Raw genomic sequence first — 16,269 nt, 5'->3', positions numbered from 1 at the left:
ATTTTTACTTTGTTTTCTGCCTTTTTTCTACTCTTTTATGCAACTTTTTTCTTTAAAACTCCAAGCAGAACTGCGGATACCACTGTTCCGATGACAACTGCCACCAGATAAAGCAGCGCATTTCCCATAACCGGTACAACGAAGATGCCGCCGTGCGGTGCCATTAAGGTACAGCCAAATGCCATGGAGAGCGCACCTGCGAGGCCAGAGCCGATGATGCAGGCCGGAAGAACGTGGATCGGGTCTGCTGCTGCGAATGGAATCGCACCCTCAGTGATGAAGGCGAGTCCCATGATGAAGTTGGTCGGACCGGATTCTCTTTCTTCTTTTGTAAATTTATCTTTGAACAGCAGGGTTGCAAGTGCAATCGCACACGGAGGAACCATACCGCCGATCATAACGGATGCCATAATGTCGTAGTTTCCTGCTGCGATGGCTGCTGTTCCGAATACGTAAGCTGCTTTGTTGAACGGGCCGCCCATGTCGATGGCCATCATGCCGCCGAGGATCATGCCAAGGATCAGCTTGCTGGATCCGCCCATGGAAGCAAGACCATTGTTCAGTACCGTGTTGACGGTTCCCATGATCGGCTCTACAATGAAGAGCATCAGAAGTCCCATCGCAAGGATGCCGACTACCGGGTAAATCAGAACCGGCGCAATCTTTTCGAGTGCTTCCGGAAGTTTCTCACATGCTTTGCGGAGGCCAAGGATAATGTAGCCTGCTGCAAAACCGGCAACGAGTGCTCCAAGGAAACCGGAGGTTCCGCTCGATGCCATCATACCGCCGACAAAACCAAGGGCAAGTGCCGGCCGGTCGCCGATTGCCATGGCGATGTAGCCTGCAAGAACCGGGAGCATGAAGCCGAATGCCACGCCGCCGATCTGTTTGAACATCGCTGCAGCCGGGGTAATCGTACCGAAGTTTGATCTGGCTGCGGCATCAAGGGAGTTCATATCAACAAGAAGTCCGTCGATCAGGAATGCGATTGCGATCAGAATACCGCCGCCGACAACGAACGGAAGCATATGGGAAACACCATTCATCAGCTGGGTGTACAGCTGGTGGCCGATACCGCCGCTGTTCTTCTTCGTGCTTGCTGCGGCTGTCTGCGCATTGCCGCTCTTGTAAACCGGTGCGTTTCCGGACATCGCAAGCTCGATCAGCTCATCTGCTTTGCTGATACCGTCGGATACCTGGCGCTGAATGACTTTCTTTCCGTCGAAACGATCCATCGGAACCTGTGCGTCGGCTGCAACGATGATGCAGTCCGCATCGGCGATTTCCTGTGCAGTCAGCACGTTTTTCGCTCCGCCGGAGCCTCGTGTCTCGACTTTTACGAAGCATCCTTTTGCTTTCGCTGCTTTCTCGATTCCCTCGGCTGCCATGTAAGTGTGGGCAATACCGGTCGGGCAGGAAGTAACGGCGAGAATCTTCACCTGATTTTCTTTTGCTTCCACCGGCTCTGCAAGACGCTCATCTACGCTCTTTTTCTCTTCATCGGCGCGGTCGATAATGGCAAGGAACTCTTCCGGTGTCCTTGCGTTTCGAAGGCTCTTGGTGAACTCTTCATCCATCAGCATCATGGAAAGTTTACTTAAGACATCGAGGTGAACGTTGTCTTTTGTGTTCGGCGCTGCGATGAGGAACAGCAGGGTGACCGGCTCTCCATCGAGAGAATCAAAATCAACGCCGTTCGGGATCACCATGGCTGCAAGGCCCGGTTTGTTTACTGCATCACATTTTCCGTGCGGAATCGCAATTCCCTCTCCGATTCCTGTGGTGCTCTCTTCTTCTCTTGCGTAAACCTGTGCACGGTACGCATCTTCGTCTGTGATCTTTCCGCTTTTGACCATCAGCGCTACGGCTGCATCAAGCGTTTCCTGTTTGCTTTTCGGTGCGGCATCCAGCGCAATACTGCGGATGTCCAGCAACTCTGTGATTCTCATGAGACGTCCTCCCTTTTATTTTGTAATCTGTTCGTAGACAGATGCAATTTCCTCCCGGGTTGCAAGGTTTTCAGAAAAAGCACTTGCACTTCCCGCTGCGATTCCCATATGGAACGCATGGAGGTAATCTTCTTTTTCCATGTAGCCTGCCATGAATCCGGCTACCATCGAGTCTCCTGCGCCGACGCCGTTGATAAGCTTTCCTTTCGGGGCCGGAGCTTCAAAGACCTCACCGGATGCGGCAACGAGAACGGCTCCTTCGCCTGCCATGGAAACCAGAACGTTCTGTGCGCCCTTTTTCTGCAGCTGTTTTGCATACGGAACAACCGACTCTCTTGTCTTTAATTCCACACCGAAAATCTCGCCGAGTTCGTGATTGTTCGGTTTGATGAGGAACGGGTGGTACGGCAGAACCTTCATCAGCAGATCACGGGTCGCGTCTACGACGATGCGGATGCCCTTGCTGTCGAGCATTTCCATAATTTTCTGATAGGCATCATCTGCCATGGATGACGGGATGCTGCCTGCGAGGAAGAGAACGTCGCCCTCGCCGAGTGCGGAAAGCTGTTTCATCAGCTCTTCCACTTTTTTCTCCGGGATTTCGGGTCCCTGTCCGTTGATCTCAGTTCCGTCAATGCTCTTTAATTTGACGTTGATGCGGGAATATCCTTCTTCCAGCCAGATGCAGCCGTTTTTAATTCCCATCTGGTCGAGCCGTCCCGCGATTTCTTTTCCGGTAAAGCCTGCCAGAAATCCGAGCGCTGTGCTCTCAATTCCAAGGTTTCCAAGTACGGTCGATACGTTGATTCCTTTTCCGCCCGGAAGCATCAGCTCGGAGCTTGTGCGGTTGGTAAGGCCGAGCTTGAAGTCTTCCACCGATACAATGTAGTCCAGAGACGGATTGAATGTCACTGTGTAAATCATATTTCCCTCCTGCTTTATTTTGATCGTGTTTGCTTTGATAAGATTATCATATCGTCATATTCATTCAAAATCAATCATTAATATTTCATGAATTTTCCCTTCTCTTTTTATCACATTTGCATAAGTTTAGAGTTTTGTGACGGATTTTCCCGGTTTATCGCCCTGTTTTGACCGACTTTGACTGATCGTCATCTTTTCTTCCCTGTCACGCATTGATCACTTTATTCTCTCCATTTCGGTCATTTTTTATCAGACACTTTCTTTCTGTTCTCATTTTTGTACTTTACTTTTTCCGGATTTGGTACTAAAGTGAAGAGAAATCAAAAAAAGAATTTCCAGAAGAGGTGATTTTATTTGAAACGATACTATATTCTTCACTATTTTGATCCCGCCAATGTGGGCAGTTTTCTGCTTGTCTCACTGCTCGGCCTGATTCTGGTGCTTGCCCTTGTGCTTCTGATTGCAAAATTGCAGATTCAGCGGCAGCTAAAAGAGGAGACAGAGGAAAAAGCGAAAAAAATACGCCGGAAGAAACACCAGCGCAGGCAGTATCAGATTGTGGAAAGCTTTTATGAGCTGGTTTTCTCCGGCACTTCGATTCTTCTCTTCCTCTCCCTCTACTACATTATCGACGAGCGTCTGCCGCAGATTTCGATGTACTGGGAGAAGTATCAGGATGTGGTGCTTCTTGTCTTTATCGTGCTCTCCGTCTTTCTGACAAGCTGGCTCGATGTGGTTCTCGTAAAGCTCACGCATCTTGAGCCGGAGCAGAAAGCATCGGTGCGGCTGATTTCGGTCTTCTATATTGTACTGATTCTCCTGTACATCCGCTTTATCTACGAGGACACGAATTATGACGGGCTGATTCTCTATTTCCTGACGCTGACGGTCGGCCGCTTCCTGTATTTCGACTTTACGGTCAAGAGTTTTCTTGAAACGATGCGGGGCGTGTTGGAAAATCTACCGCTTCTTGTCATCATGAGCGCCTACTCCGGTTTCGTGTGCTGGTATGGGTTCCATGTTGGCTTTCTGCTGAAATCAAATGGCGTCATTTTGAGCACCTTTCTTGCCCATCTGTTTATGGACTGCTCGATCTTTCTGCTCCACAAGACAGGAATTTTAAAGCATGTGATACGAAAAATTTAAAACCGGCATTTTTTTACCAGCCATATATCAAAAGCTCTGCAGATCAGAATTTTGCATTTTCTGTTCTGCAGAGCTTTTCTTATTTAATGTTCTTTTTTACATGCCAAACAGCAGTGCAAAGCCATGTACGACAAAAGCTGCCAGCCAGGCGATCACACACTGGGAAACGACAACACCGGCTGCCCATCTGCCGCCAAGCTCCCGCTTGATGGAAGCGACTGCCGCCACACACGGCGTATAGAGGAGGCAGAAAACCAGAAGGCTTAATGCGGAAACCGGTGTCAGAATTTCGGTCAGCTGCGCGGTCGTGCCGAACAGTACGGAAAGTGTGGAGACGACACTCTCCTTTGCCATAAATCCGGTTAGAAGGGCGGTCGATACTCTCCAGTCTCCAAATCCAAGCGGCCGAAAAACCGGGGCGAGACGGCCGGAGACAACGGCGAGAATGCTGTCCTTGGAGTCCTCCACGACATTGAGATGCGTTCCAAAGGTCTGTAAAAACCAGATCACAATCGTGGCAACAAAAATGACGGTGAATGCCCGCTGCAGGAAGTCTTTTGCCTTATCCCACAAAAGCTGTCCGACATTTTTTGCCCCCGGCATGCGGTAGTTTGGAAGCTCCATGACAAACGGAACGGCTTCCCCCTGGAATAAAGTTCCCTGCATCAGCATCGCCATCAGGACAGCCATGAAGATACCACCGAAATACAGAAGAACCATCACAAGGGCACTGTATTTCGGGAAGAATGCGGCGGTAAAGAACGCGTAAATCGGAAGTTTTGCCGAACAGCTCATAAACGGAGTTAATAGGATCGTCATTTTCCGGTCACGCTCGGAAGGCAGGGTGCGGCTCGCCATGACGCCCGGCACGGTACAGCCAAAACCGACCAGCATCGGCACGATACTGCGGCCGGAGAGGCCGATTTTCCGGAGCAGCTTATCCATCACAAATGCCACGCGCGCCATATAGCCGCTGTCTTCCAGAATGGACAGGAAGAAAAACAGGGTGACGATGATCGGAAGGAAGCTTAAGACACTTCCGACGCCGTTAAAAATACCGTCAATCACAAGGGAATGAAGCACCGGATTGACGCCCCATGCTGTCATGGCGCTGTCCACGAGCTCGGTCAGTTTTCCGATCAGAACCTCCAGCACACTCTGCAGCGATGCTCCGATCACATGGAAGGTCAGGAAAAAGACAGCCGCCATAATCCCGGCAAAACATGGCAGAGCCGTATATTTTCCGGTCAGCACACGGTCAATTTTTGTGCTCCGCACATGCTCGCGGCTCTCTTTTGGTTTTACCACGGTCTCACGGCAGACTTTTTCAATAAAATTAAAACGCATATCCGCAATCGCCGCCGCGCGGTCCAGGCCGCGCTCCGTCTCCATCTGACAGACGATATGCTCGAGCATCTCTTTCTCGTTTTCATCGAGGGCCAGCTGCTCCAGGATCAGCGCATCGCCCTCTGCCAGCTTGCTCGCCGCAAACCGCACCGGAATATCCGCCCTTGCGGCGTGATCCTCGATCAGATGCATGATCGCATGCAACGCACGGTGGACGGCACCGCCGTGGTCATTCGCCTCACAGAAGTCCTTTCTGCCCGGTTTTTCCTGGTATTTGGCCACATGGACAGCATGGGCAACCAGTTCATCGATTCCCTCGTTTTTTGCAGCGGAAATCGGGATAACCGGGATGCCAAGTCTCTCTTCCATCTGGTTCACGAGCACAGAACCGCCGTTTTCGCGTACCTCATCCATCATGTTGAGGGCCAGTACCATCGGAACGTCGAGTTCCATCAGCTGCATCGTCAGATACAGGTTTCGTTCGATATTTGTCGCATCTACAATATTGATGATGCCGCGCGGATGCTCGTTCAGAACGAAATTCCGGGTGACGATCTCTTCGCTTGAATACGGCGACATCGAATAAATGCCGGGAAGATCGGTGACCAGCGTGTTTTTCTGGCCGCGGATTTCACCGTCCTTCCGGTCTACGGTCACGCCGGGGAAGTTTCCGACGTGCTGGTTGGATCCCGTTAATTGGTTGAACAGGGTGGTCTTGCCGCAGTTCTGGTTTCCGGCCAGCGCAAAGGACAACAGCTCTCCTTCCGGCAGCGGATGCTCCTCTGCCTTATTGTGGTACTTTCCGCCCTCTCCAAAGCCGGGATGCGGAATTGCTTTCGCATCCGGCTGCTCTTTTTCTTTTACAGCGTCCCGCATCTCATCAATGGCAATCCGTCCGGCATCGGCGAGGCGGAGTGTCAGTTCATAGCTGTGAATCCGCACTTCCACAGGGTCTCCCATCGGTGCATACTTTACCATCGTCACTTCCGCCCCCGGAATGATTCCCATATCTAGGAAGTGCTGCCGCAGCGCGCCCTCTCCTCCTACCGTGCGGACGGTCGCTGTTTTGCCGATCGGCAGTTCTTTCAGTGTCATATATTTCACTCCTTATTGATTCTCATTATCAATAGTAAGTATATGACACAATTCGACTGCGGTCAAGCAATTGCCATTATTTCTCTTTTTGTTTTTCTTCGAGCTTCTTCTGTACACTCGGAAACAGCTCCAGATCCGTGTGTGGGATTGCCTGGGCCGCTTTCATCATAGAGATGAAAGCGGCGACCTGGCCGAACTGGATGTAGACCATCTCGTCCAGAATGCGGTCAATATCGTCGATGCAGGTCCGATCCAGCAGGATTTTTTCTGCTCCCGCAAGCGACGTATTTCCGGCGCAGATCAGGCGGCTGCGGTCCATATCCGGGTACATGCCGATCGTGATGGCGGATTCCTTTGAAACGTGCTTTCCAAATGCACCAGCCGCGTAAAACCGGTCAATTTCTTCCATGGAAATGCCGGATTCACGCATCATGTACTCAACCATCGTGTAGGCCGCTGACTTTGTACGAAGGAATTCGGCGATATCACTCTGATAGAAGCACAGCCCTTCACTATATTCAACGCACCACTCTCCCGTCTCCGGGTCTTCCTTGATCTTTTCGGACCGCTCCGGCTGCAGGGTACCGAACAGGTTGATCCAGCCATTTAGGAATAATTCCGCGAGCAGATCGATAATGCCGGAACCGCAGATGCCCTTTGGCTTACCCTCTCCGATTACATGGCACTGGATTTTCCCGTCTTCTATTTTTACCGTATCAACAGCGCCTTCTGCAGCTCGCATGCCGGTTTTGACCACGCCGCCCTCGAGCGCCGGACCGGCAGCGCCTGCGCCGCAGAGCAGAAATTCCCGGTTTCCGACGACAAGCTCGCCGTTCGTTCCGATATCAAAAAAAACGCTGATCGTTTCTTTTTTATAGAGTTCCGTTGCGATCATACCGCTTAATATATCACCGCCCAGGTAATTGGATTTTCCCGGCACGCAGTAGACACATCCCTTCATGGGAAATCCCATCTCTTTCGCCGGAAGGAATCCGACGCGGTCTGCGCGCACGGCGTACGGGGATGAAAAGACGCAGAACGGATCCAGTCCCAGCAGGAAATGGATCATCGTTGTGTTGCCGGATACGACCATTGAGAGAACATCCGACGGCGCAATTCCTGTCTTTTGGCGAAGTTTTTCAAAGAGCAGTGTAAATGTCTCCATCGTACACGCACGGATGTCCTGCAGTACCTCCGGTTTATCCTTACAGGCAAAGATTCTCGTCAGAATATCGGTTCCATAGGCAGTCTGGCGGTTGTATTCGCTCTCCTCGGCAAGCACAGTACCGTCGCTGCAGTTTACCAGGCGCACAACGACGGTCGTACTTCCAAGATCAGCGGCATAGCCGTAATGCTCTGCTGCTGTATCGCCCGCTTCCAGATCAACCACCTGCCAGATGCTTCCATTCCATGCGAGGGAAACCGTTATGTTATAGTCTGCCTCATCGCAGATGGGATACAGTTTCTGCAGCGCTGGAAGGGTAAATGATGCGGTGATTCCTTTCTCTTTTAATGCATCCAGTATCCGCATCTGGCTGGAGCGGGCGTCCTCCTCCGTCGGCGGGACCAACCCCAGATACTGTTTCTGTGTTATTCCTCTATTCATTATTACTTCCTCATTTCCTGATCATTTTTCTGTTTCTTATTGTAGCACTTTTCTCTTTTCCAGAGAACTTATTTTTTTCACATTTTTACTACATTTCCATCACAGATTCCCATTATACTGCAAAGCATAGAAACAAAAAAGGAAGCAAACAAAACCGGAAGCCGATTCCGGAACACAGTTTAAAATACAGATACCAGAAAGGAAGCATTTATTATGATGGACTACAGAAACAACTACAATAACGAAAACGAAACCAATAATGAGAACATGATGGCAGCAGAGCAGAACAGCTTCAACGGAAAGAAACCTTCTTCCAAAAACAAAAAAGCTGCTAAGCTTGCAAAAAAAATCGGAGCCATCGCCTTAAGCGCAGTTCTGTTCGGCGGTGTTGCCGGCGGTACCTTCCAGGCAGTCAACCACTTTGCCGGAAGCACGACAGCCACTGCAACAACAACCACTGCACAGCAGACGACTTCCAACAGCAGCCTCTTAAAAGCCGCTGCCACATCCTCAAGCTCCACTTCCACCGGAACGATGGATGTTTCCACGATTGCGAAAAACGCAATGCCGTCGATCGTCTCCATCACAAACCAGTCCGTACAGGAAGTACAGAACTACTTCAGCATGTTCGGTTACGGTGCCCAGACTCCGCAGACCGAGGAGACCACAAGCTGCGGTTCCGGTATCATCATCGGAAAGAATGACACCGAGCTTCTGATCGTCACCAATAACCATGTAGTAGAAGATGCCGATACTCTTTCTGTTAGTTTTGTAAACAATCAGGTCTGCAAGGCAAATATCAAAGGTACCGATGCCGATAACGATCTTGCCGTCATCGCCGTTCCGCTCTCCGAGATCCCGGATGACACGATGAGCAGCATCGCTGTTGCCACGATGGGCGATTCTGATTCCGTTGAGGTCGGCGAGCAGGTCGTTGCGATCGGCAACGCACTCGGCTACGGCCAGTCCGTTACGACCGGTATCATCAGTGCTGCAAACCGTGTGATCGACAGCGATTCCTCTTCTGACGGAAGCTCCGATGGAACAACGGCAGATACTTCTTCCACTGATACAACCGGAAAGACCTACTTACAGACCGATGCAGCCATCAACCCTGGCAACAGCGGCGGCGCTCTTCTGAACATGAACGGAGAGGTCATCGGTATCAACTCCGCAAAACTTGCTTCTACAGAGGTAGAGGGCATGGGCTATGCAATCCCGGTCTCCCGTGTTTCCGATATCATTGAAAATCTGATGAATGAGCAGACCAGAACAAAGGTTGCCGCAGAAGATCAGGGAACGATCGGCATCAAATGCCTCGATGTCAGCAGCCAGATCCAGCAGGCATACAATATGCCGGCCGGCATCTATATCTCCGAAGTAACCTCCGGCGGTGCCGCTGAAAATGCAGGTCTGAAATCCGGATACGTTCTGACCAGCTTTGACGGACATTCCATCACCTCCACCAGCGAGCTGAAATCCCTGCTGCAGTATTACTCTGCCGGCGAAACCGTTGAGGTGGAAGTACAGGTTCCAGACAACGGATCCTATGAGACAAAGACCTTCTCACTGACCCTCGGAACGAGCACCAGCTCTTCAGATGATCAGCAGAGCGATTCCCAGCAGAATGCGGGTTCATCCCGCTCTGCAGAGGGTGGAAATACCCTGACCTCCGCTACTCCTTCGATCTGACTGCCCGCTCTCCCGTGAAAGAAATCCATAAATAAAAAACATCATAAGCATGAAAGAAAGGCCCCGAAACATAACTCCAATGTTTCGGGGCCTTTCTCCTATTCTCTTAATCCATTTCTTATTTTTCTGCTCCTGCAACTGCCTCGCGGGCTGCTTTCTCTTCCGGATCTTCATCCAGAATGGAGAATGCAATATTGGTTGCATGGTCCGCGACACGCTCGAGTCCGGATACAAGATCGGAGAAGATCATGCCGGCTTCCGGCGTACATTCGTTGCGGGTCAGACGCTCTACATGCTTCTGCTGCAGATCCCGCTCCTCCTGATCAATGGAATTTTCAATATCAATGATCTCCTGCAGGTGCTGCAGATCATTCTTTGCAAACATTTCGATCGACTCATCGAGAATTTTTAATACCATATCCAGCATCTCGGAAAGATCCAGTTCGCCCTGTTTGCTGAAGGTCACATTGTCATTCGTCATCTGCACAGCAGAATCTGCGACATTCTCGGCATGATCACCAATCCGCTCGATATCATTGACCACATGGAACAGCGCTCCGATGCGCATAACGTCTGATGTCGGCAGCGATGCCTGATTTAAGTGAACCAGATAGTTCGTAATCTCTTTGTTCAGGAAATTAATATTTTCCTCGACACGGTAGACCTCATCGATTTCTTTCTGATCGCGGGTCACCAGCGTATTCATCGCGCGAATCAGGTTGGTCTCTGCCATCTGTGCCATACGCTCCATCTCACGGACAGCCTGCAGAACTGCAGTCGTCGGGGACATCGCGTGTTTCGAGCTGATGTAGGCAAGCTCGAACTTTTTGTCTTCCTCGTCATTTCCGCGGATGATAAAGTACGTTGCCTTCACCAGAAGCGGGGTAAACGGCAGCATCAGGAGTACCTGGCATACTTTGATGATCGAGTTTGCATTTGCGATCATACGGCCTGCTTCGTTTCCGGAAATACCCATAAAGAAGTCAACTACCTGATTTCCAAACAGCAGGAAAATAATGGAGCAGACAATCGTTCCGGAGATGTTGAACAGCAGGTGGACACATGCCGCACGTTTTGCATCTTTTTTGCAGCCGAAGCTGGCAAGAATAGCGGACATCGTACATCCGATGTTGCATCCAAGCATCATAAACAGACAGATCGGAAGTCCCATCAAGCCCTCTCTTGCAAGAAGCATGATGATTCCGACCGTTGCAGAGTTACTCTGCAGAATCGCGGTAGCCACCCAGCCGACTAAGAACGCAAGAAACGGATTCGTCAGGGATCCGAGGGCGTTAACGACTGCCGGGATCTCTTTTGCTTCGTTCAGGGCTCCTGAGATACCGGAGATACCCATAAACAGAATACCAAATCCCAAGATAACCTCGCCGAGACGGCTGATCGTCAGATTGTTCTTTACGAACATAACCATCAGAACACCGATGATGACAAACAGCGGCGCGATATCCGCAAGGTCAAACGCAATCAGCTGTCCGGTAACTGTCGTACCGATGTTTGCTCCGAGGATAATTCCAGGAGCCTGTGCCAGTTTCATCAGACCGGAGTTTACGAAGCTGACCACCATAACGGTTGTAGCGTTGGAGGACTGAATCAGCGCGGTAAAGAAAATACCGACCAGAAGACCGATCACACGGTTCTTCGTAAATACCTCCAGAATGCTTCTCATCTTGGATCCGGCAACCTTCTGCAGTCCTTCACTCATCAGCTTCATTCCATATAAGAAGAAGCCCAGACCGCCCATCAAAGACACTATTACACTCATATTCTTTTTTCTTCCTTGTCTTTTTCTGATGTCTTTTCAAAATCCCTGTCAAAGCATTTTCATGTTTTGGTCTCAATATTTTACATTTCCTTAACGCAGATTTTACAAGACACCTTTTTTATCATAAAAGAAATCATGACATTTGTCTATAGAAAAATTAAAAATTTCGACAAGAAATTTTCAGATTCTTTTCGTTTCTTTCTTGCATTCTACTTGATAATATTGTAACATTTAGGATGTTTCCATATTATGAGGCGACATTTCCGCCTACAAAATTCAAAAGGAGAGAAAACTATGGAAAAGTTTAGCAAGCTGATGGAAAACACATTCAAGCTGCGGGAAAATGGAACAACGGTCAAAACCGAGATCATCGCCGGTGTCACCACGTTCATGACGATGGCGTACATTCTTGCCGTCAACCCGAACATCCTTTCCTCCACCGGCATGGACCACGGCGCTGTCTTTACCGCAACGGCTCTGGCAGCCTTCCTTGGCACCCTGCTCATGGCACTTTTTGCCAATTATCCATTCGCTCTGGCACCTGGAATGGGCCTCAACGCCTATTTCGCCTACACCGTTGTTCTCGGATACGGATATAGCTGGCAGGCAGCCCTGACCGCCGTTTTTGCAGAAGGTATCATCTTTATTGTACTTTCTCTGACCAACGTCCGTGAGGCGATCTTCAACTCCATTCCGGTCAGCCTGAAATCTGCAGTCAGCGTCGGCATCGGTCTGTTCATCGCATTCATCGGACTTCAGAATGCAAAAATTGTACTGCCGAACTCTTCAACCGTGGCAGGCCTCTATTCCCTGTCTTCCTACAATGCCAACCTGCAGTCTGCAGCCACATTAAACGGAACGGAGTATGTGGCAGGAACGTTTAACGATGTCGGAATCACCGTTCTGCTCGCAGTCATCGGTGTTATCCTCACCGCTGTTCTTGTCGTACGCAATGTAAAAGGAAACATCCTCTGGGGAATTCTTGCAACCTGGATCCTCGGCATGATCTGCCAGGCATGCGGTCTCTACGTTCCGAACCCGGCAAACGGCTTCTACAGCCTGTTCCCGGATTTTTCCAACGGACTTTCCATTCCAAGCCTTGCCCCGATTTTCGGAAAACTGGATTTCTCCATTCTGAAAACAGGCGAGTTCTTCGTGATCATGTTTGCATTCCTGTTTGTCGATATGTTTGATACCATCGGAACTCTGATCGGTGTATCTTCCAAGGCAAACATGCTCGACAAAAACGGAAAACTTCCGCGCATCAAGGGCGCGCTGATGGCAGATGCTGTTGCTACCTGCGCAGGTGCTGTTCTTGGTACTTCTACCACAACGACTTTCGTTGAGAGTGCTTCCGGCGTTTCCGAAGGCGGCCGTACCGGTCTTACCGCTGTTACCACTGCAATCCTCTTCGGCCTCGCTCTGTTCCTCTCCCCGATCTTCCTTGCCATCCCGTCCTTTGCAACGGCTCCGGCACTGATCGTGGTAGGCTTCTACATGCTGACCAACGTAGTCAACATTGATTTCAGCGATCTTTCCGAGGCGATTCCGTGCTACATCTGCATCGGAGCAATGCCATTCTTCTACAGCATTTCCGAAGGTATTGCCATGGGAGTTATCTCCTACGTTGCAATCCAGATCCTGAGCGGAAAAGCAAAAGAAAAAAAGATCAGCGTGATCATGTACATCCTGGCTGTTCTGTTTATCTTAAAATACCTTCTTCTGTAATGGCTTTTTAACGATACAGAACTGCATAAAAAGGCTCCTGTCCCACAGATTTTATTCTGTGAAACAGGAGCTCTTTTTATGCTCTGAATCAAAAATTTTTATTCTGCCAGGGTCCGGTAAAAGCAGGTGCGGTTTCCGGTGTGGCACGCTGCGCCGACCTGTTCTACTTTGGCAAGAATTGTATCGTTGTCGCAGTCGATCAGAAGCTGTTTTACATACTGCACATGGCCGGAGCTCAGTCCTTTCGTCCAGAGCTCATTGCGGCTTCTGCTCCAGTACGTCATTTTTCCAAGGCGCAGTGTCGTCTCAAACGCTTCTTCATTCATGTAGGCGAGCATCAGCACTTCGTCATTTTCCGCATCCTGTACAACAACCGGAACCATGCCGTCGCTGTTTGTCTTAAAATCCGCCCAGGTAAAATCACATTTTAATGCTTGTTTCATCTCTTGTTCTCCTCTTTTTCTGCTCTTACAGGCTGCCCTTGGTCGAGAGCACGCCGGCAATTCTCGGATCGAAGGAAGTTGCCTCATCGAGTGCCTTCGCAAATGCTTTGAACATCGCCTCGATGATGTGGTGGTTATTTCCGCCGTCAAGCACTTTGATATGCAGATTCATCTGCGCCGCATAGGAAACGGCGTAGAAGAATTCTTTTACCATCTCGGTCTCCATCTCTCCTACTTTCTCCCGCGTAAATTCTGCCTGGAAAGAGAGATACGGTCTGCCGCAGAGGTCAACGGCCGAGAGCACCAGTGTCTCGTCCATCGGAAGGATTTTGTCGCCGTAGCGGCGGATGCCCTGTTTGTCGCCGACTGCCTCGCGGATTGCAGTTCCGAGCACGATACCGGTGTCCTCGATCGTGTGGTGGCCGTCTATATCAAGGTCTCCATCTACAGAAACGGAAAGGTCGAAAAGACCGTGGCGGGCAAAGCCGTCGAGCATATGGTCAAAAAAGCCGATGCCGGTGTGGATGTCGCTCTTTCCCGTTCCATCCAGATTTAATGTCATGCGGATCTTTGTTTCTTTTGTCACGCGTTCTACGCTGGCTGTTCTGTTCTCCACTTACTCTTCCCCCTCAAAACGGACGGCAATCGAATTGGCGTGTGCCGTCAGGCTCTCTGATTTTGCAAAGCTCTCGATATCCTCGTGGATCTCGGAAAGGGCTTCTCTGGAATAATAGATGATGCTGGATTTCTTCACGAAATCGTCTACGGACAGCGGGGAGAAGAATTTTGCGGTTCCGTTCGTCGGCAGGATATGGTTCGGGCCGGCAAAATAGTCACCGAGAGGCTCGCTGGAGTTCTCGCCGAGGAAAATAGCACCGGCGTTATGTACCTTCATCATATCCTCAAACGGGTTCTTCGTCACGATCTCGAGGTGCTCCGGTGCGATGGCATCTACGGTGTCGATCGCTTCCTGATGCGAATCGGTGACAAGGATGTAGCCGAAGTTGTCCAGTGATTTGGAGATGATGTCGCTTCTGGAGAGGACTTTTAAGAAACCGTCTACCTCTTCACTTACCTTCTCTGCCAGTTCCTGGGAGGTGGTAATGAGGATCGCACTTGCAAGCTCATCATGCTCAGCCTGGCTTAAGAGATCGGCTGCCACGAACCGCGGATTTGCAGTCTCATCAGCAAGGACAAGAATCTCACTTGGGCCTGCGATGGAGTCGATGCTGACATTTCCGTATACGGCTTTCTTTGCAAGGGCAACGTAGATGTTTCCAGGTCCTACGATTTTATCGACTTTTGGAATGCTCTCGGTTCCGTAAGCAAGGGCTGCAATTGCCTGTGCACCGCCGATTTTAAAGACGCGGTCCGCACCGGCTTCTTTTGCTGCTGCAAGGACAACCGGGTTGACTTTTCCGTCTCTGCCGCACGGCGTTGTCATGCAGATTTCTTTGACTCCTGCCACTTTTGCCGGAAGAATGTTCATCAGAACAGAGGACGGATACGCTGCCTTTCCTCCCGGAACGTATACGCCGACACGGTTCAGGGCGGTCAGCTTCTGGCCAAGCATCGTTCCGTTCTCGGTAGAGGTGAACCAGCTGTTCTGTTTCTGTTTTTCGTGGAACTCACGGATATTTTTCATGGATCTGCGGATGACACCGATCAGCTCTGGATCTACGATGTTGTACGCCTCATCAATCTCTTCCTGTGTTACTTCTACGGTAGAAGCATCGAGTACCGCGTGGTCGAATTTCTCGGTATATTCGAAAACGGCTGCGTCTTTTCTTGTTTTTACATTCTCAATGATCTCCTGCACGGAAGCCTCGTACGTTCCGTACTGTGTCGGGCTTCGTTTTAGCATATTCTCCAGAATATTTTCTGTGGTCTCTTTTGTCAGTTTTACGATTCTCATACCAGTGCTCCTTTCAGATCCTGAATTAATTTGGTAATTCTCTCATTTTCCATCCGCATGCTCACCTGGTTGACAACCATGCGCGCAGACAGCGGGCAGACCTCCTCGAGAACGGTCAGGCCGTTTTCCCGTAAAGTGCTTCCTGTCTCTACAATATCCACAATCACTTCGGAAAGTCCGACAATCGGTGCCAGCTCGATCGAGCCGTTCAGCTTGATCATCTCAACGGTCTGGTGCTTGCGGTTGTAGAAGTAATCCTTGGCAATGTTTGGGTACTTCGTTGCCACACGGATCTGCTGGTTGTGCTGCAGCAGCTCACGCGCGGATTCCGGTCCGCAGACACACATGCGGCACTTGCCGTAGCCAAGGTCCAATACCTCGTAGAGGCGTCTTCCTTCCTCCAGAATCGTGTCCTTTCCGACGATTCCGATATCCGCTGCGCCGTACTCCACATAGGTCGGCACATCCGGACCTTTGGCGAGGAAGAAACGGAGCTTATGCTCTTCGTCCGTGAAAATCAGCTTTCTCGTATCTTTATTTTTCATTTCATCGCAGGTGATGCCGACTTTTTCCAGCAGCTCCAGCGTCTGGTACGCCAGGCGTCCTTTTGTCAGTGCAATGGTCAAATATCTCATCTTTTTCGT

Annotated in this window: 11 protein-coding genes and 1 pseudogene; 3 read left to right on the top strand and 9 right to left on the bottom strand. The window is 50.2% G+C overall.

Going from position 1 to position 16,269, the window contains the following annotated elements:
- Window positions 1-35: 35 nt before the first annotated feature.
- Together DW965_RS06890 and pfkB are read right to left on the bottom strand one after the other, a co-directional pair.
- A complete protein-coding gene (locus tag DW965_RS06890) occupies window positions 36-1,949 on the bottom strand; it encodes a PTS fructose transporter subunit IIABC (RefSeq protein WP_055265173.1) in 1,914 nt (637 codons plus the stop codon).
- Between the two features lie 15 nt (window positions 1,950-1,964).
- Window positions 1,965-2,873, bottom strand: a complete 909-nt coding sequence (gene pfkB / locus DW965_RS06885) for a 1-phosphofructokinase (protein ID WP_055265175.1) — start codon at window positions 2,871-2,873, stop codon at window positions 1,965-1,967.
- 354 nt (window positions 2,874-3,227) lie between these two features.
- Here pfkB and DW965_RS06880 point away from each other — a divergent pair, with 354 nt between their 5' ends.
- Window positions 3,228-4,019 carry a hypothetical protein gene (locus DW965_RS06880; protein WP_117508984.1) on the top strand — a complete coding sequence of 264 codons (792 nt, stop codon included), beginning with the start codon at window positions 3,228-3,230 and terminating at the stop codon, window positions 4,017-4,019.
- Window positions 4,020-4,115: 96 nt separating this feature from the next.
- Here the strand turns inward: DW965_RS06880 and feoB are convergent, their stop codons facing one another.
- Complete coding sequence (gene feoB, locus DW965_RS06875) at window positions 4,116-6,461, bottom strand: ferrous iron transport protein B (protein WP_055265179.1); 2,346 nt, start codon at window positions 6,459-6,461, stop codon at window positions 4,116-4,118.
- Window positions 6,462-6,537: 76 nt separating this feature from the next.
- Window positions 6,538-8,067, bottom strand: a complete 1,530-nt coding sequence (locus DW965_RS06870; RefSeq protein WP_117508985.1) for an ASKHA domain-containing protein — start codon at window positions 8,065-8,067, stop codon at window positions 6,538-6,540.
- 213 nt (window positions 8,068-8,280) lie between these two features.
- Between DW965_RS06870 and DW965_RS06865 the strand changes: the two genes are divergently transcribed.
- Entirely contained in the window at window positions 8,281-9,759 is a 1,479-nt protein-coding gene (locus DW965_RS06865; protein WP_117508986.1) for a S1C family serine protease, read from the top strand.
- A 118-nt stretch (window positions 9,760-9,877) separates the two neighbouring features.
- On the opposite strand, the gene DW965_RS06860 is transcribed toward DW965_RS06865, so the two are convergent.
- Window positions 9,878-11,539 (bottom strand): Na/Pi cotransporter family protein, encoded by a 1,662-nt coding sequence (locus tag DW965_RS06860; RefSeq protein ID WP_117508987.1) that lies wholly within the window; start codon window positions 11,537-11,539, stop codon window positions 9,878-9,880.
- Window positions 11,540-11,851: 312 nt separating this feature from the next.
- On the opposite strand from DW965_RS06860, the gene DW965_RS06855 reads away from it, so the two are divergent.
- Window positions 11,852-13,267 carry an NCS2 family permease gene (locus DW965_RS06855; RefSeq protein WP_117509154.1) on the top strand — a complete coding sequence of 472 codons (1,416 nt, stop codon included), beginning with the start codon at window positions 11,852-11,854 and terminating at the stop codon, window positions 13,265-13,267.
- 101 nt (window positions 13,268-13,368) lie between these two features.
- Here the strand turns inward: DW965_RS06855 and hisI are convergent.
- The 4 genes and pseudogenes from hisI to hisG form a co-directional block, all read right to left on the bottom strand.
- A pseudogene (gene hisI / locus DW965_RS06850) lies at window positions 13,369-13,680 on the bottom strand (phosphoribosyl-AMP cyclohydrolase); the annotation flags it as partial.
- A gap of 55 nt (window positions 13,681-13,735) precedes the next feature.
- Window positions 13,736-14,272 carry an imidazoleglycerol-phosphate dehydratase HisB gene (gene hisB / locus DW965_RS06845; protein ID WP_242991106.1) on the bottom strand — a complete coding sequence of 179 codons (537 nt, stop codon included), beginning with the start codon at window positions 14,270-14,272 and terminating at the stop codon, window positions 13,736-13,738.
- 54 nt (window positions 14,273-14,326) lie between these two features.
- On the bottom strand, window positions 14,327-15,625 hold the full coding sequence (gene hisD / locus DW965_RS06840) for a histidinol dehydrogenase (protein ID WP_055226357.1): 1,299 nt from the start codon (window positions 15,623-15,625) through the stop codon (window positions 14,327-14,329).
- A complete protein-coding gene (gene hisG / locus DW965_RS06835) occupies window positions 15,622-16,260 on the bottom strand; it encodes an ATP phosphoribosyltransferase (RefSeq protein WP_022461875.1) in 639 nt (212 codons plus the stop codon). The genes hisD and hisG overlap by 4 nt, the downstream gene beginning before the upstream one ends.
- Window positions 16,261-16,269: the final 9 nt, after the last annotated feature.

Origin of the sequence: Blautia sp. AM47-4 (assembly GCF_003479865.1) — a bacterium.
Taxonomy (GTDB): Bacteria; Bacillota; Clostridia; order Lachnospirales; family Lachnospiraceae; genus Fusicatenibacter; species Fusicatenibacter saccharivorans.
This window is presented reverse-complemented; position numbering and strand designations above follow the sequence as displayed.